General features: G+C 28.7%; 16 protein-coding genes. All 16 read left to right on the top strand.

Features of this window, described 5'->3' with window-relative positions; all coding sequences use genetic code 11:
- Positions 1 to 308: 308 nt before the first annotated feature.
- The 16 genes from era (at position 309) to coaD (ending at position 18,221) form a co-directional block, all read left to right on the top strand.
- A complete protein-coding gene (era, locus tag FVE75_RS06835; protein ID WP_147005816.1) occupies positions 309 to 1,190 on the top strand; it encodes a GTPase Era in 882 nt (293 codons plus the stop codon).
- A 543-nt stretch (positions 1,191 to 1,733) separates the two neighbouring features.
- On the top strand, positions 1,734 to 3,707 hold the full coding sequence (gene uvrB, locus FVE75_RS06830) for an excinuclease ABC subunit UvrB (RefSeq protein ID WP_147005815.1): 1,974 nt from the start codon (positions 1,734 to 1,736) through the stop codon (positions 3,705 to 3,707).
- Positions 3,708 to 3,720: 13 nt separating this feature from the next.
- Entirely contained in the window at positions 3,721 to 4,185 is a 465-nt protein-coding gene (locus FVE75_RS06825; protein WP_147005814.1) for a hypothetical protein, read from the top strand.
- 527 nt (positions 4,186 to 4,712) lie between these two features.
- On the top strand, positions 4,713 to 5,276 hold the full coding sequence (locus FVE75_RS06820; protein ID WP_147005813.1) for an NERD domain-containing protein: 564 nt from the start codon (positions 4,713 to 4,715) through the stop codon (positions 5,274 to 5,276).
- A 34-nt stretch (positions 5,277 to 5,310) separates the two neighbouring features.
- Complete coding sequence (sppA, locus tag FVE75_RS06815) at positions 5,311 to 6,957, top strand: signal peptide peptidase SppA (RefSeq protein ID WP_147005812.1); 1,647 nt, start codon at positions 5,311 to 5,313, stop codon at positions 6,955 to 6,957.
- Positions 6,958 to 7,229: 272 nt separating this feature from the next.
- Complete coding sequence (locus tag FVE75_RS06810) at positions 7,230 to 7,544, top strand: hypothetical protein (protein WP_172618793.1); 315 nt, start codon at positions 7,230 to 7,232, stop codon at positions 7,542 to 7,544.
- Positions 7,545 to 7,603: 59 nt separating this feature from the next.
- Entirely contained in the window at positions 7,604 to 7,957 is a 354-nt protein-coding gene (locus FVE75_RS06805; RefSeq protein WP_147005810.1) for an arsenate reductase family protein, read from the top strand.
- 326 nt (positions 7,958 to 8,283) lie between these two features.
- On the top strand, positions 8,284 to 8,634 hold the full coding sequence (gene rplS / locus FVE75_RS06800) for a 50S ribosomal protein L19 (RefSeq protein WP_021768283.1): 351 nt from the start codon (positions 8,284 to 8,286) through the stop codon (positions 8,632 to 8,634).
- Positions 8,635 to 8,724: 90 nt separating this feature from the next.
- A complete protein-coding gene (gene lepB, locus FVE75_RS06795) occupies positions 8,725 to 10,395 on the top strand; it encodes a signal peptidase I (protein WP_147005809.1) in 1,671 nt (556 codons plus the stop codon).
- An 84-nt stretch (positions 10,396 to 10,479) separates the two neighbouring features.
- Positions 10,480 to 11,034, top strand: coding sequence for a GNAT family N-acetyltransferase (locus FVE75_RS06790; protein ID WP_172618792.1), 555 nt, complete (start codon positions 10,480 to 10,482; stop codon positions 11,032 to 11,034).
- Between the two features lie 135 nt (positions 11,035 to 11,169).
- Entirely contained in the window at positions 11,170 to 11,673 is a 504-nt protein-coding gene (locus FVE75_RS11445) for a hypothetical protein (RefSeq protein WP_232052476.1), read from the top strand.
- A 78-nt stretch (positions 11,674 to 11,751) separates the two neighbouring features.
- Positions 11,752 to 14,679, top strand: coding sequence for a DEAD/DEAH box helicase (locus tag FVE75_RS06785; protein WP_232052475.1), 2,928 nt, complete (start codon positions 11,752 to 11,754; stop codon positions 14,677 to 14,679).
- A 98-nt stretch (positions 14,680 to 14,777) separates the two neighbouring features.
- Positions 14,778 to 14,999, top strand: coding sequence for an acyl carrier protein (locus FVE75_RS06780; RefSeq protein WP_026748316.1), 222 nt, complete (start codon positions 14,778 to 14,780; stop codon positions 14,997 to 14,999).
- Positions 15,000 to 15,634: 635 nt separating this feature from the next.
- On the top strand, positions 15,635 to 16,867 hold the full coding sequence (fabF, locus tag FVE75_RS06775) for a beta-ketoacyl-ACP synthase II (RefSeq protein ID WP_147005807.1): 1,233 nt from the start codon (positions 15,635 to 15,637) through the stop codon (positions 16,865 to 16,867).
- Between the two features lie 106 nt (positions 16,868 to 16,973).
- Positions 16,974 to 17,687, top strand: coding sequence for a ribonuclease III (gene rnc / locus FVE75_RS06770; protein ID WP_147005806.1), 714 nt, complete (start codon positions 16,974 to 16,976; stop codon positions 17,685 to 17,687).
- A gap of 30 nt (positions 17,688 to 17,717) precedes the next feature.
- Positions 17,718 to 18,221 carry a pantetheine-phosphate adenylyltransferase gene (gene coaD / locus FVE75_RS06765; RefSeq protein WP_147005805.1) on the top strand — a complete coding sequence of 168 codons (504 nt, stop codon included), beginning with the start codon at positions 17,718 to 17,720 and terminating at the stop codon, positions 18,219 to 18,221.
- Positions 18,222 to 18,306: the final 85 nt, after the last annotated feature.

Here is an 18,306-nt window from a genome sequence, read left to right as displayed (position 1 = left end):
AAAATGCTTAGACAAACTGGGATTGGTGCGTAGCACTTTCGCCTATATCTAAAAATATTATAATTTGAAGAAATTAAAATAACTAATATTGCGAAATAAAAGGGGATGGTATATGCTCTCTTTTACGTATAAAAAAATATATATAAATTATAGAAAAAATATTTATTAACAACAAATTATTTTATCCAAAAAAACTGTTATTTAGATAAAAATTACTTAGTTAAACATTTAAGAATTGAATTTATAAAATAAATTGTTAAATAAATTTATTATCATAATTAAATTAAAAAAATAGAATTGGAGAAAGAATGAAGTCAGGATTTATAACAATTGTTGGACGTCCGAATGTTGGGAAGTCTACGCTTATGAATAAGCTTGTGAAAGAAAAAGTTGCGATTGTGTCAGACAAGGCTGGGACGACTAGGGATCAGATAAAAGGTATTGTAAATATTGGAGAAAATCAGTTTATATTTGTTGATACGCCAGGGATTCATAAACCTAAACATTTACTTGGGGAACACATGACTAATGTGGCGTTAGAGGCACTTGAAAATGTGGATTTGATAATGTTTATGCTGGATGGGACACAGGAAATTTCAACTGGGGATATGTTTGTTAATGAAAATGTGCGAAGTGTAAAGACACCAATTGTACTTGTTATTAATAAAATTGATAAAATGTCGGATGAGGAAATTGAGGAGAAGAAAAAGGAAATTCGTGAAAAATTGGGAGAGTTTGATGAAATAATAACTCTTACAGCGGAATATGCAATTGGAATTCATAAGATATTTGAAGTTGCCGAGAAATATTTGTCAAATGATGTATGGTTTTATCCAGAAGATTATTATACAGATTTACCAGTAAATAAGATTGTTGTGGAAACAGTCAGAGAAAAAATTTTACATCATACAAAAGATGAAATTCCGCATAGTGTAGCTGTGGAGATTATAAATGTGGAAACAAAGCCTACAATTAGAAAATATGATATAAATATTTATGTTGAAAGAGATAGCCAAAAAGGAATTATTATTGGAAAAGATGGGGCTATGCTTAAGAAAATTGGGACAGAGGCTAGACGTGAGATTGAGCATCTGATTGATTTGAAGGTTAATTTGAAATTGTGGGTAAAAGTTAAGAAGAAATGGAGAAAAAATAAGAAATTTCTTGATGAAATGGGTTATGGAAAATAATTTTGTTTTTAGGTTATATTAAACCTTATTTAAAAAATAGGAATAAATTTTTATAATAAGGTTGTTTGATAACTAATTCATAATCATTCAATTAAATTGTTTTTTATTATTTTTTGTATATTTTAATTAAAAAATATTTTTTCATATTACTTGTTTTATCTTTTTTACTTTTCGTAGGATTGCTCATTGCCGCAAATCCTACAACCTATGGCTAGTCTACGACATTTTTCAGCACTGACAAAAAACTCGCTATGCTCAAACAGTTTTGCCAGCACAGAAAAATGCTCCGACAGATTAGTTTGTAATAGATTTTGTTTAAAAAGTAAAAATTATGTTTTAATTAGTTGAAAATATTTTTTATCCTTTGTTAGAAAAGGTTGTAATAAATTCGTTATTTAAAAGGGGGTTAGTATTACTATAGCAGGGGTTCGTCAGAAAGTAATAAAAAATAAAAAAATCAAAAATGAAAAATTGTATTATTTGAGAGTTTATAAACTTTTATAAATAAGCAAAAGGTTTGTTTTGAAAGGAGGAAAAATAGAGATGGATTTTAAGATACATTCAAAATTTAAGCCTACTGGAGATCAGCCTCAGGCTATTAAAAAGATTGTGGAAAACTTGGAAGATGGGATTACAGATCAGATTTTGCTTGGGGTTACGGGATCGGGAAAGACATTTACAGTTGCGAATGTTATTGAGAAAATAAATCGTCCAGCTTTGATAATGGCGCCGAATAAAACACTTGCAGCACAGCTTTACAATGAATATAAGCAGTTTTTTCCTGAAAATGCTGTTGAATATTTTGTGTCTTATTATGATTATTATCAGCCTGAAGCGTATATTATGCAAACTGATACGTATATTGAAAAGGACTCTTCAATTAATGATGAGATTGATAAATTGCGGCATGCGGCAACAGCGGCACTTTTGAACAGAAGAGATGTTATTATTGTGGCTTCAGTTTCGGCAATTTATGGATTGGGGTCGCCAGAGGCATATAAAAAGAGATCGATTCCGATTGATGTGGAAACTGGATTTGAGAGAAATGAGCTTATAAAAAGGCTGATTTCACTTAGATATGAGAGAAATGATATTGCATTTGAGCGTGGAAAATTCCGTGTGAAAGGTGATATTCTTGATTTACATCCATCTTATCAGGATACAGGGTACCGTTTTGAATTTTTTGGAGATGATTTGGAAAGTATTTCAGAAATTAATACGCTTACTGGACAGAAAATTAGAAATATAAAAAGAATCACAATAATGCCTGCAACTCACTATTTGACAAATGAAGATACAAAAGTGATGTTTGAGGCAATAAAAAAGGAAATGGAAGAAAGAGTGCATTTTTTCCAAAAGGAAGGAAAACTACTGGAAGCACAGAGAATTGAGCAAAGAACGAAATATGACTTAGAAATGATTGAAGAAATTGGTTATTGTAAAGGTGTGGAAAACTATTCCAGATATTTGACTGGAAAGGGTGAAGGAGAAGCGCCTGATACGTTGATTGACTATTTTCCAGAGGATTTAGTCGTATTTCTGGATGAGTCGCACATTTCAGTTCCGCAGATAAATGGAATGTATAAGGGAGATAGGGCAAGAAAGAAGGCTTTAATTGACAATGGATTTAGGCTTCCAAGTGCTTACGACAACCGTCCGTTGAAATTTGAGGAATTTTTTGAAAAAGTTCCGCAAGCTGTGTATATTTCAGCCACTCCAAGCGATTACGAGCTGGAACATTCAAATGGTGAAGTTGTAGAGCAGCTTGTCCGTCCAACAGGAATTGTAGAGCCAAGTATTGATATTCGTGAAACAAAAAATCAAATTGATGACTTAATGGATGAAATAAAGACAAGAACTGCAAAAAAAGAACGTATTTTAGTAACAACTTTAACAAAAAAAATGGCAGAAGAACTGACAGATTACTATTTGGAATATGGAATAAAAGTAAAATATATGCACTCTGACATTGATACGCTAGAAAGAACAGAGATAATAAGAGGCTTGAGAAAAGGTGAATTTGATGTTCTGGTTGGAATAAATTTGCTGCGGGAAGGGCTGGATATTCCAGAAGTTTCATTAGTGGCAATTTTGGAAGCAGACAAGGAAGGATATTTGCGTTCCAGAAGATCTTTAATTCAGACAATGGGACGTGCCGCAAGAAACGTAGAAGGACACGTTATCTTGTATGCCGACAGAATAACAGGCTCTATGCAGGAAGCCATTGACGAAGTAAACAGACGGCGTGAAGTTCAGGAAAAATACAACTTGGAAAACAACATTAATCCAAAATCAATCGTAAGAGAAATTGCAGAGTCAATCGTAGACTATGAAATTGAAAAAGAAAATGAAGCAAACAAAGCAATTAAACAGTATAAGAGCGAAAAAGACGTGGAAAAGGAAATTAAAAAACTTGATAAACAGATTAAAAAACTGGCTGAGGAGCTTAATTTTGAGGAAGCTATTAAATTGAGGGATAAAATGAATGAATTGAAGAAGTTGTTAATTGAGTTATAGGAGAGTATCAGATATGACAGATGGTGAAAAATCAAAAGTTATAAAGAATTTTTATCAGAGAGATGAGCATATTTACATAAAATACATGGAAAGATATAGTCAAGCTGAAGGGTTAAACGATGTTGATATTTCTGAAATAATAGAAAAATTAGGATATAACGGAAAAGTTTTAGTGAAAAAAGAAAAAAAAGAAGCCATATATAGAATAACAGGAGAATTATTTCATGAAATATTAAAAAAACTGGATTCTTTTAATAAATTTGAAATATTGATATTTTTATTAGAATGTTTAATTGAAAATAGGCGACAAGCATTATCAAAAGTTTCCCAATTTTATAAAAAAAATGATTATGAAAAAATAGAAATAGAATATACAGTAAATCATGTATTATCAATAGATAGATTGTCAATTGAACTAGGATTGGGTTTAATTTTGAAAATTATAATGATGTATCAGAATACAATAGTAATATCTTAGATGATAACAAATATTACGAAATATTAGACTCATTAAAAAAACTTGAAAAATTTAGAAATATTACCATTGAGTTGATAGATGGAAAATATAAAGATAAGTTCATAATTTTTGAAAGAGGTAGATTATTAATATCTAATAGTGGAAAAGAAAAAGATTATGCTCCTTTTTTATTGATGAAATTAAAAATAATAAATTAGAAGAACATAATCAAAATAATATTAGAGATAATCAAATTATTCAAAATTTATATGATAAATTTAGTAATTTTTTGGATTTAAAATAGAAACGATACAAAAATAATAAAGGAATTAGAAAAAAATTTAGGGGGAGGATACAAGTATATTTTTAGGTTTGAAGATAACCTATTAGAATTATTGAGTTATTGGGGAGAATGTGAAGAAAAGGAAAGTCAAAAGATATTTGAATATTTTTTATATAATCCTCAAAAAGATAATATTTATGATAAAAATTTAAATGATAAAAATAGAGTTTTAAGAAAGAGTATAATAAAATTAGAAAATCAATATTTGATTAATAATTTTTTATTTTTAAGTTCTTTAAATTTGTTGTTAGAAGATATTAAGAATAGATATCTACCCGATGATATAATAAAAAGTGCTAAGTTAGACAAAAGTTATAATAGTCTAAATGATAATTTTGAAATTAAAATTTTAAATATGATAGAAAATGAAATTTCTAATTTATGGATAAAACCCAATATAGATCTTGTAGGTTCTCCTGGTCAGATAGATATATTATGTATAAAGAATAGAAAAATTTTAATTATAGAATGTAAAAATTTGAATTTAAAATTTAATACTAAATCAAGAATTAATAGTGAGGAAGTAGATGAAAAAAAGAAATTTCAAGATAAATTGCACAAAAAAGTAGAGTGGGTAAGTAATAATAAAAATAAAATATTAGAAGAAATGTCTGAAAATGATAAACAAAAATATATATTTGAAATAGAAGATTATATAGTTTGTGGCGTAATAGTACGAAAAGAATATTCAAATTCTATATTTAATCAAAATTTGAAATATCCTATTGTAACAAGTAATAAGATTTGTGAATTTATTAAAAATATATAATTATTATAGAAAATTTAAAAAGGGAGTTGAGATGATGTTTATTTTGAAAATGCTGTTAGAAATAGTAATAATGCTTATTTTGTGTGTGATTTTAAATCTAATTTTTGTGAAGAAAATTCTTAGAGTGAAAAATAAGAAGAAATTGCCTTTAAAAAAGGTAAAAACTGTTGTGTTTGATATTAAAAAATTGAAGGAAGATGTGGCTATGTCTGCATTAAAGGGGAAAGAGAAATTATCGTATTATCAAATATTAAAAGGATTAAATAATCTTGCGGAAGATAAGAATATAAAAAAAGTGATTATTGATGTGGATAAGTTGAATTTGACACTTTCACAGCTGGAAGAGATTTCTAAAATTTTTGATAAGATTAGGAAAAACAAGGAAGTAGTGGCAATAGGTACGCTTTTTGAGGAAAGTAGATATAGAGAGGCTTTGCTTGCGGATAAGATTTTTATGTTTGACACAAGGCAGTCAACTATTATTTTTAGGGGATATTTGCATAAGGAATTTTATTTGAAGTCGTTTCTGGAAAAGTTTGGGATAAGGATGAATGTGCTTCATATTGGTAATTACAAGGTCGCTGGAGAAAAATATAGCCATAATAGAATGTCAGAAGAGAAAAAAGAATCAATTAAAAATATAAAAGATAAAGTTTTTAAAGATTTTGTGGAACTGGTAAAAAGTAAAAGAGGGGTTGACATTGAAAATGAAATATTGAGTGGAAATTTGATTTTTGCTGGAGCGAAAAAGGCTTTGGAGTATAAATTGATTGACGGTGTTACTGATTATGATGAGATTGGGATAAATTATGAGGAAGACACTGCTTCAATTGGAGATTACATAGGAATGTTGAAAGAAAAAAAAGAAAAATCAAAAGATACGATTGCTGTGATAAATCTTGAGGGTGTTATTGATGTGAAAAATCCCAACAAAAATATTACCTATGATAATGTTTGTGAAAAACTCGAGGAATTAAAAGAAATAAAGAATTTGAAAGGGTTGGTGTTAAGAATAAATTCGCCTGGCGGGAGTGCTTTAGTTTCTGAAAAAATATATAAGAAATTAAAAAAATTGACTGTGCCAATATATGTTTCAATGGGAGATGTCTGTGCAAGCGGTGGTTATTACATTGCTACAACTGGAAAAAAATTATTTGCGAATAACTTTACTTTGACAGGCTCAATCGGTGTTGTTATGATGTATCCTGAAGTTGCAGGAACAATGAAAAAGTTAGACGTTAATTTGGAAGGATTTGGAAAAGGTGCTGGCTTTGATATGCTGAATCCGTTTGAAAAGTTGGGAGAAGATTCAAAAGAGAAATTAATTCATAATATGAACGAAGTTTATGGCGAGTTTAAGGAACATGTAATGGTAGCCAGAGGAATGAATGATGAGGAACTTGAAAAAATCGCACAGGGAAGAGTATGGCTTGGAAGTGAAGCCAAAAATATCAATTTAGTTGATGAAATTGGAACTCTTGAAGATTGTATAAAATCAATGGCAAATGATTTAAAACTCGATAAATATAAAGTGCAAATAGTGGAGTTAACACAAACTTTAAAAGAAACTCTGTCAGATATAAAAATGCCGTTTGTATCTGAGGAAATTAGGGAAAAGGTTGAATTTTTGCAAGGAAATATGAATCAAGTTTTGTATTATGAGAGTGATATTGAATTATAGTAAGTTTTTCAATCTTTAAAGAAACAAACCTGTTCAATAATTGTATAAATTTTGAAATATAGTGAAATAAATATTATTAGCAAGGAATCAAGCCCCTTTGTTAAAGATAAAGTATATTGAATCACTAAACAAGTATAATGAATCAGAAATGCAAATTTTTAATAAGAATTTTGTGAAATCTAGATATTTTTTATATTTTTATTATAAATTTAGCCAAAATATCTAAAAAAGACTATATTTTTGATTACGCTAAACTTTTAGGAATTATGGAATTGATAAAAAAAGGACAAGAAAGTATAATTAAAATGCTGATGGATAGAATAGAAAAATTAAAATATTCAAAAGATTATTTAGATAAATTAGATTTAGATAATTTAAAGAAGAATATATTGTTTGTTTATATTCAGAATTATATCTTTTCTGATTTTCCTTTAGAAGATCGGCAATTAGTCGAAATAATTAAAGTAAGCATGCCTACATTGAAAAAAAATATAGAACAATTAATAAAACAAGAATACTTAACAGAAATTTCTAAAAGACCAATAACACATATTATAAGCGATAAATTACAGGAAGTTCTTGATTAAAAAGTCAACAGTTTGTTGATGAATTTAAATTTTAATAAATTACGAAAGGAAGTAAAAAAATGAACAAAGTATATTGCTATCCAAGATGCACAACTTGTAAAAAGGCTATAAAATGGCTGGAGGAAAATGGGATTGATTACGAATATAAGCACATTGTGGAAGAAACACCGTCGAAGGAAGATATTAAGAAATATTATAAAGAAAGTGGATTGCCGTTAAAAAGATTCTTTAATACAAGCGGGAATGTTTACAAAGAGCTAAACTTGAAGGAAAAATTGGCAGAGATGTCAGAAGATGAGCAGTTTGAAATACTTGCAAGCAATGGAATGGTATTGAAAAGACCACTTTTGGTAGGGAAGGATTTTGTGCTGGTTGGATTTAAGGAAGCTGAGTGGGTTGAAAAATTGAAATAAACTTGAATTTGCTTAAAATTTATAATTTAATATAGATATTTGATAAAAAGATTATAATTTTTGAGTTTGAAATATTTAGATTAAAAAAAGTATTTTAGGAAAAAAGAATATGATTTTAAAAATTTTGAAAAAATTGAAAAAAATTTTGTAATTGTATTGAAAATTAATGGAAAATGTGATAAACTTAATAAGTTATTGAATAAAAGGATATTCCGCTTTTATTGTTGCTACCAGTTTTGTAAAGGATTTATAAGCAAGAAAAGTTTGTGAATTAGTAAAATTGGTATAGATAGAAAGAATGTCTTAGAAAGAAGGGAGTGAATTTCTTGAAAGAGAAATTAATCGAATTAGTAGAAAAAAATTACTTGAAAGCTGACGTACCTCAATTTAAAGCAGGGGATACAGTTGCAGTTCACTACAAAGTAAAAGAGGGAAACAAAGAAAGAATACAGGTTTTTGAAGGTGTAGTTATTAGAGTTTCTGGTGGAAGTGTTGCTAAAAACTTCACAGTTAGAAAAGTATCTTCAGGAATCGGTGTAGAAAGAATCATTCCTTTAAATTCTCCATTAGTAGAAAAAATCGAAGTTAAGAGAATTGGTAAAGTAAGAAGATCTAAATTATACTACTTGAGAAACTTATCAGGAAAAGCTGCTAGAATTAAAGAAATTAGAAAGTAGCTTCAAGGCTAGCAAAATGCTAGCTTTTTATTTTTATAAAACTAAAAAATTTAAAAATTATAAAATTTCAAATTTAGGAGAGGAAAAATTATGAATATGTTATTGTGGGGAGTATTTTATCTTATTGCAACGTTATTTCTGTTATTTTTCTTTTTTAAGGAAAAACAGGTCATACATTGGATAAGAACTAAAGAAGATGAAATATTGCAGAAAGTTTCACTTGAGAGAAGCGATAGAAGTTTTATTGCAGGGAATATATTAACAATAGTTGCATTAATTATTACATCAGTATTTTTCGTGATTGTTGATAAAACGCCAGATTCTGATATTTTTATAAAAGTTTGGGGAATTCTTGGAGTGTTTATTATAAATTTAATAATTTATGTTCTAAGAAGACAACATGAATGGATTTTTTTACTTAATCTTGTAATGTTGTTTTTGAGCAGATTAATGTTTAATATTATGGATATAAATTTTCATATTTATTTGGGAATAAATGTTGTAATTTCATTGATTCTTATTTATTTGTTTAAAGATTTACCAAAAGAAAAAATTGATGAACAAATGATTCTAAAGGAAGCTGTGTATGGAAATAAAAAAATGGAGAATATATTGACTGAGGCAAAAGTAAAGAATGAAAGCACAGAAGAAATTTTTAAAAAAATGTTTCCAAAGGAAAATATTACAGTAGAAGAGAGAATTAAAAGAGAAGAAAGAAAAAGAAGTACATTTGGGAAAGCAATTTCAAGAATTGATAATGCTTTAGTTGCAATTATTTTAGTGGGACTGATACAAATGTTTTATATAGGAAATTATGTAATTCCTACAGGTTCAATGGAACCTACAATTAGGATTCAAGATAGGGTTTTTACGAATATGGTTAAATATCATTTTTCACACCCTAAAGTTGGACATATAATTGCGTTTAAAGAACCGATGGAAAATAAACTGATGTTTACAAAAAGAATAGTTGGAGCAGCCGGAGATACTTTACAAATTGCAAAAGGGAAAATGAGTATAACAGAATTTAGAATCGCAATTCTTGACAGCGAACCAAAAATTGAATATACTGGCGATGAAAAACACGACAAACTTGAAGAAGCAAAATATGAAAAAGAATTACAGGAACGTCAAGTTAAAGAAGTTGGTGGAGCAATGATAATAAATGGACAGGAATCAGAAATTTTAAAAAGAGTAACACCTCAAAAATTATATTTACCTGAAGGAATTCTTATGAATAATAAAATTTATATTCCTAAAAAAGGTGATAAAGTAAAACTAGATAAAGTCATTGCAATTGATAAAGTATTTAGAAAAACGGAAGACAAAGATAATACTTTAATTGGTCAAGTAAACTGGGAAAGCTACTATGATGGAAAAGGTTACAAAAAATTAAGTGGAAAAGAGTTTTTAGATTTAATAAAGACAGATAAGAATTTTAAAGATATAATAGGAAGTAATGATATCTATAAAGCTAGCCCTGATAATGTGCTAACTAATAAATACTATACGTTTACTTTAAAAGTTGAAGGTAGAGATGAAATGGTTATGCCAATTATGGACTTTAAGTATAATGATGAATTGTTTAAGAAGTTGTTAAATGGAGAAACTATAACACTTGATACTAATTATTACATGGCTATGGGAGATAACACTTCAAATAGTCATGACACAAGATACTTTGGGCTTGTAGCAGAGCCAAGAATTAAGGGTGAATTGCTTGTAAGATGGTGGCCATTGACTAGAATTGGGCTATTATAATTTAAGAGCATTTACATTTATAAGTGTATTTATTTTAATAATTAAAGAAGAGTTTGATAAAGTTAAATAAAAATGGAGAATAAAATGGAAAATATTGTCGATGAATTGGTTAAAATTCATAATGAGAGCTTTAAAAATAAAGTTGAAGATAAATATTTTTCTGAAATGATGTTAAGTGAGCAGTATGAGATATACTGCTTATTTAATTTTGTGAGAGAAAATATTTTTATAGAAAAATTAAAAAAAGAAGATAAAAATAAAATTTTTGAAAAAAGTCAAAAAGAAAAAACGGATTTTGGTAAAAATGAAAAATTTGAAAAAAATATGTTGGGATATGTCGCATTTTATGGTACAATAGAGAGCATAGATATTTTTGAGGTAGCAATAAAAAAAGAATATCAAGGACAAGGTTTTGGCGAAAAATTGTTAATTGAAAGTATGAAAAATCTGATTAAGGATAATGAAAATATAAGAATTAAAAATATACATTTTTCAGGAGAAAAATTTTTGCTGGAAGTTAATGAGAATAATGAAAAAGCGCTAAAACTTTATAAAAAAATTGGATTTGAAGAAATTTATGTAAGGAAAAATTATTATGGGAATAATGAAAATGCAATAATAATGATGAAATCTATTTAAATTTAGATTTTAAAATTCTGAATAGTTTTTTATTATGTCATTAATTTTTGATAGAATAACGGAATCTATTGGGGGAATTGTAAAGAGGAAAGTTGAAAATTAAAAGATTTTTTTAAAATAAAAGCAGGGAGAGATATGAGAGAGAATAGTATTTCGTTAGAATTAAAAAAACAGATAACGCCAAGTATTTTCGTAATCGGAGAGGAATATTATAATAAGAGTTTGGGGAATATAACTGCACTTTTCGCTGATGGAAATTTTATAACGGTGGAAGGTGAGTACAAGGAAAACAGCCTTTGTAAGACATCAATTACGGTAGAACAGAAAAAAGGGGAATTTATCGAAGCAAACTGTGATTGCATGTTTTTTAAGAATAATAAGAAAAATTGTTGTAAACACGTTGTAACTTTGGGGATGATGGCAGATCATTCAGAAAAAATTTCAAAAGTTATTGGGACAGATGAAATTGAAATGATGTTTGAAGATGATTTTGAGGAAGATAATAAAAAAATAGCTAAGATTAAGCAAAAAGAGCAAAATATTAGAACTGAAAAAGCTACTGTGAAAAATTCAGAAAATGATAATAAAAATAAATCAAGACAGAGATTAAAACTAAAAAGTGAAAATACAAAAAATTAGATAAAACAGTTGAAACTTTTGAAAAGAGGAAAATATTCAAAATGGTGCATTTACAAATTTTGATAAAAAAATAAAAATTTGGAAATTAAATTTGAAACAATTGAAACAAATACTGAAAAAGCTGTAAAAGATGAAATTGAAAAAGAGAATATAGATTTTCAAAAAAAGAAAATAAATGAGGAAATATTGGAAAATGTTGAAAGTATTTCTAAAAAAATTAATGAAATTTATAATCTTTATTTAGAAATCGAAAATATTCAAGCTGATGAAAAACAAGAAATGAGACTGGAAATAGAAATTGATGAAGGAAGTTATAGCGACTATAAATATGGGTATGACTATAATCAGGAAAATAATGTGCCAGACTATATTTTGCGAATAAAGACAGGATTTAAGAAAATATATTATGTAAAAGATATTTTGAAGTTTATTGAGGCTATTGTGAAAGAAAGGGAATATGAAGTTACTTCCAAAATTACTTACAGTCCTAAGAACTGTTTTTTCAATGAAACAAATAAAAAAATAATCAATGCAATTTACGAATACAGCAAAGAGATTCAAAGTGTTATAGATAGCGGAATTAAAGATAAAAAAGGCTTGAAAGTATATGAAATGCTTTTAAATAAACTGCTTGTAGCTATGGAAAAAGGAAAAAATCTTATTTTGTTAGGGGAGCAAAAACAGATAATGAGCAGTTATGAGCCTTTATTTGTAATCGAAAATGGAAGAATTATGATGAGAAATATAGAAAAAATCTCAGAAAATAGCCCGTTTTATTCTTTTTCAAATGATACAACGAAAGTCTTTAAGATGGATGCAAATGAGGAAAGATTTTTCGGAAAGTTTGATTCTCTAGATACAGATTTATTTAATCAGCTTTCGTTTGAGGATAATCAGAAGCTGGGAGCAGTTTTGAGATATGAGAATGTAAATGTTGCTGAATATATTGAAGAAGATGGAAATATTGATATTTTTGTTTCAGAAACTGATGAAAAGGAAGTAGTGAAGGTTAATCTGTCAAATACTATTTGTGCAATAAAGAAAAATGGAAAATATTTTATTCCAAGAAAAAATATGAATTTATTCAAGGAACTAAGAAAACTTGTAGAAAGTTATTCAATTGCAAGTATAGAATTGACAGAAGGTACTTATAATATAAATTATGAAGGTCTAGGGAAAATTTCAGAATATATTGATAAAAAATATTCAAACAAGGTAAAAATTCATTTAGACAATAAAATAAAAAATGCAAGAAATATAGATGTTCATATTGGAATAAAGAAAGTGGAGCATAATTTCTTGAATATCAGTTTTAATATTGAGGGAATAAAGACTGAAGATGTGGAAATTGTGATGGAAGCCATTAAAAATGAACAAAAATACATAACGCTTTCAAGTGGAGAACTTGTAAAAATTGCCAACAAAAGTATTGAGGAATTAGTTGGAATTACAGATTCTATTTCCAATCTGAAAGTAGGAGAAAATAAAATTTCTAAAATAAAGGCATTGCAGCTTGCTCAAGTTTCAAAAAATATTCAGGAAGAACTTGTAAAAATGGATGAATTTAAGGATTTGTTCCATAAAATAAAAAATCGGCAGGAAATTGAGCCACATAACATAAATGTAAAATTATTTCCATATCAAAAATTAGGATTTAACTGGTTAAAAAATATGTATGATATTGGATTTGGTGGAGTTTTAGCCGATGATATGGGTCTTGGTAAGACTTTGCAGACAATTTCGCTATTAAATGAGATTTATCAGGAAAACAGAGATTTTTCGGCATTGATTATTGTACCAAGTTCATTATTATATAATTGGAAGGAAGAGATTATCAAGTTTACAGGGATAAGTCCAACTCTAATTGAAGGAACGGCAGTTCAAAGAAAAGAAATTATTTTAAGAAAATCAAAAGGATTTATGATAACAACTTATCAGGCTTTGAGAAATGATATAGAGGAATATAAAAACAGAGAATTTGACGTAGTAGTGCTAGATGAGGCTCAAAATATAAAGACAACGACATCTCAAATAAAGAAGGCGGTTATGAAAATCAATAGCAAAGTTAATTTTGCATTGACGGGAACGCCAGTTGAAAACAATATTTTAGAATTATGGTCAATCTTTGATTTTGTAATACCTGGTTATCTCGATAATTTGACAAAATTTAAAAAAACTTATAAGGAAGCCATTGCAAATCCAAATTCTTCTAAAATAAATAATCTACGTGAAATCATAGCTCCATTTTTGTTAAGAAGAACAAAGAAGGAAGTGCTGACTGAATTGCCAGACAAGATTGAATCAAATATGGTTGTAACATTAAGTAAGGAGCAAAAGCAGCTATATATGTCCTATATTAAGCAGGCCAAGAGTGAAATGAAGAAATTCAACAAAAATGACAACAATAGAATGAAAATACTTGCAATCTTGACAAAACTTAGACAAATCTGTAATTCGCCAACTTTATTCAAGCAAGACTATAAAGGTGAGGTAGCAAAGATAGAAGTACTTCGGTATTTACTTCCAGATATTACAGAAAATGGGCATAGATTATTGATTTTTTCACAATTTGTAGGTACTTTGAAGGAAATTGAACAAGAGCTTGTAAGTATGGGGATTGAATATTTTTATATTGATGGAAACGTAAAGTCTAAGGAAAGAGTTGAGATTTGTAACAGATTTAACGCTGGACAAAGACAAGCTGTCTTAATTTCTCTAAAAGCAGGTGGAACAGGATTAAATCTTGTTGGAGCGGACGTTGTAATCCATTATGATCCATGGTGGAATATTGCTGTGGAGAACCAAGCAAGTGACAGAGCATATAGAATTGGACAAAAAAAAAGTGTGCAAGTTATAAAACTTGTGACAGAAGGGACAATTGAGGAAAAAATCATAAAAATTCAAGAAAATAAACGTCAATTAAGCGAGAATTTACTAGAAAGTAAAGACGGAGAGAAAGTCCTTTTTGAAATGAGTGATAAGGAATTAATGGAATTATTAAGCTAAACTAAAAAATTTACATTATTATTAGTAAATTTTAGTTGCATTTTTTACATTCATTTGGTATAATAATTCTAGAAAATTAATATGGAGGTGGCATTATAATGCTAGATAAAATTAAATCAATAGTAGTAGATCAATTAGGAGTAGATGAAGATCAAGTAACTGAAGATGCATCTTTTGTTGATGATTTAGGAGCAGATTCGTTAGATACAGTTGAATTAATCATGGCTTTTGAAGAAGAATTTGACATTGAAATTCCTGATGAAGATGCACAAAAAATTAAAACAGTTAAAGATGTAATTGAATACATCGAATCTAAATAAATAGATAAAACTTTTGGGGGACTTTCCCCCCTTTTTTTATTGAAAAAAAAATGAAAAAATGTTAAAATAATCTTATTGTAAAAAAGTTATTATTAAAATAATAAAATAAATAAGTAGTTGTTTGTAATTTTTATAAAAACAAGATTACTATTAATAAATACTTTTTTTATAATATTTATGTTTTTTCTTTTTTTAAGCAAAGGGGAACAGTCGCTATCCCCTTTGCAAACCCAGCTCGTCTAAGCATTTTTTGAAAACAAAATCGAAACTCGCTACGTAAAACTACGCTCAAACAGTCGATTTTATTTACAAAAAATCACGACAATTTTAGTTTAATTAAAACAGTTAATTTAACTAAAACAAATAATAAGCAAAATTTCGTTAGAAGAAAAATAGTTGTTTGAGCTTTTGCAGTAAATTTTAAATTGGATAAAGTTATTTAAATTAAAAATAATCTATATTCAAAAGCGAGTTCTATTTTTCTTTTATAAGAAATTTTGCGTAAAGCGGGAGTGCAGAGGTATGGCGTTTGATACCTCTGCTTAAAATAAATAATATAAGAGAAAAATTAAAATATTATCTCAATAAATTAAATATATTTAAAATAAAAAAAATAAAAGATGAGAGGTGTATTAATGAGAAGAGTAGTGATTACAGGAATAGGACTGGTAACTCCGTTGGGAACTGGAAAACATAAGGCTTGGAAAAATTTGTTGGCTGGAGAATGTGGAATTGATAAGATTACACAGTTTGATACTTCGGAACATTCAGTGCATATTGCAGCGGAAGTGAAAGACTTTGTGCCTGAAAATTATATTGAAAAAAAAGAATTGAAAAAAATAGCTAGATTTTCGCAATTTGCGATTGCGGCTTCTAAAGAAGCGTTGGAAGATGCTAAACTTGAAATTACAGAAGAAAATGCTGATAGAATTGGAGTGATTATCGGTTCAGGGATAGGGGGACTGGATGTAATTGAGCAGGAAGTGGAAAAGCTTGTTACTAAAGGGCCTAAAAGAGTATCACCATTTTATATCCCAGCGGCAATCTTGAATATGGCTTCTGGAAATACTTCAATTTATATTGGAGCAAAAGGTCCTAATAAGACTGTTGTTACAGCTTGTGCTTCAGGAACAAACTCAATTGGAGATGCTTTTCAAGCAATTTTATTAGGAAAAGCTGATGCAATGGTAGCTGGAGGGACAGAAGCAACTGTAACTCCATCGGGAATAGCAGGATTTGCAAACTTGAAAGCATTGTCAACTAATCCGGATCCTAAAACTGCATCACGTCCATTTACAGCGGATAGAGATGGATTTGTACTTGGGGAAGGTGCTGGAGTGCTAGTGCTGGAAGAATTGGAACACGCTAAAAAACGTGGAGCAAAAATTTATGCAGAAGTTGTTGGATATGGAGAAACAGGAGATGCTTTTCATATGACAGCTCCATCTGATGGTGGAGAAGGAGCGGCAAGAGCGTTTAAAATGGCTTTGGAGCAAGGAAATATTAAACCAGAGGAAGTTGGATACATTAATGCACATGGAACATCAACACCTGCAAATGATAAAAATGAAACACAAGCAATAAAAACAGCATTTGGAGAACATGCGTACAAACTTGCTGTAAGTTCTACAAAAGGTGCGACAGGACATTTATTAGGTGGAGCAGGTGGAATTGAGGCAGCATTCTTGGCACTTGCGATTTCAGAAGGAATCATGCCTCCAACAATAAATTATGAAAATCCAGATCCATTATGTGACTTAGATTATGTACCAAACAAACCAGTTAAAAGAGATATTGAAGTAGGAATGTCAAGCTCACTAGGATTTGGTGGACACAATGCCGTTTTAGCATTTAGAAAATATAAATAATAAAAATATTTTGAAATAACTAAGGGGAGAATAAATATTAATTTTCCCCTTGATTAAACAATAAAAAATAAGATAGAATAATAGAAAATAAAAGGAGGTGAGACGGATGGAAATAAATAGGAATAGAAACGCTGATGAATTAATGAAAAAAATAGGATACGAATTTAAAAATAAAGAGTATTTGGAAGAAGCGTTGACACATAGATCGTATTCCAATGAAAGCGAGAAGGATAGAAGATTTAATAATGAAAAGCTCGAATTTTTAGGAGATGCGATTTTGAATCTTATAACAACGGAGTATATTTATGAACTTTATGAAAAAAAGACAGAAGGAGAACTTGCAAAGCTTAAAAGTCAGATTATAAGTGAACCTGTATTTTCAACTATTGCGAGTGAACTTGAGCTAGGAGAGTATTTATACTTGAGTAATGGTGAAATTATGTCTGGCGGAAGACACAGAAGATCTATTCTAGGGGATGCTTTTGAAGCTTTGATTGGTGCGATTTTTAAGGATTCCGATTATTATACTGCGAAAAATATTGCATTAAAATTTTTACTTGGAAAAATAAATAAACTTGAAGAAATAGAAGGAACAGGAGACTATAAAACAGTTTTGCAGGAATTTGTACAAGGAAAGTACAGAAAAATGCCTGAATATAATTTGATTAAAACTAGTGGACCTGACCATGACAAAGTTTTTGAAATGTCTGTAAGCTGGAATGATAGAATTCATGGTATAGGAACTGGAAAAAGTAAAAAAGAGGCAGAAAAACATGCTGCAAGAGAAGCTCTCGCAAGATTAAAAAAATCAGAAAAGTAAAAAAATGCAATCAAAAAATAGGAGAACAGGATGGGAAAAGTAGCGTTATATCCAGGAAGTTTTGATCCAATAACGAAGGGGCATATTGATATTATAAAGCGTTCTTCAAATTTATTTGACAAGTTAATAATAGGAATTTTTAAAAATTCTACAAAATCAAAGGCTTGGTTTTCTGATGAAGAAAAAGTTGAAATGATACAGGAAATCTTAAAAAAAGAGAATATTAATGCTGAAATAAAAATTTTTAAGGGATTATTAGTCGATTTTATGTGCAAAGAAAATGTAAATATTCTGATAAGAGGATTACGAGCATTGTCAGACTATGAGTATGAGCTGCAGTTTACCTTGACAAATAAAACACTTGCAAAAAGTGAATTTGAAACGATATTTTTGACAGCTTCAAGAGAATATTTATATTTAAGTTCGAGCCTTGTAAAAGAAGTGGCTTTAAATAAGGGAAATTTGAGATTTTTTGTGACAAAGAATGTAGAACAACGTTTGATTGAGAAGGTTAAAGAACTGGAAAAACATTAAAATTGGTGTTTCACAGTTAATAAAAAGAAAAAAAACATAATTTTGTTAAAAAAATTTGATAAGATAAAAACGTAAAAAATAAAAG

The sequence above is a fragment of the Leptotrichia hongkongensis genome (genome assembly GCF_007990635.1).
Lineage (GTDB): Bacteria > Fusobacteriota > Fusobacteriia > Fusobacteriales > Leptotrichiaceae > Leptotrichia > Leptotrichia hongkongensis.
Note: the sequence above shows the minus strand (reverse complement) of the source record. Positions and strands in the feature narration are given on the sequence as shown.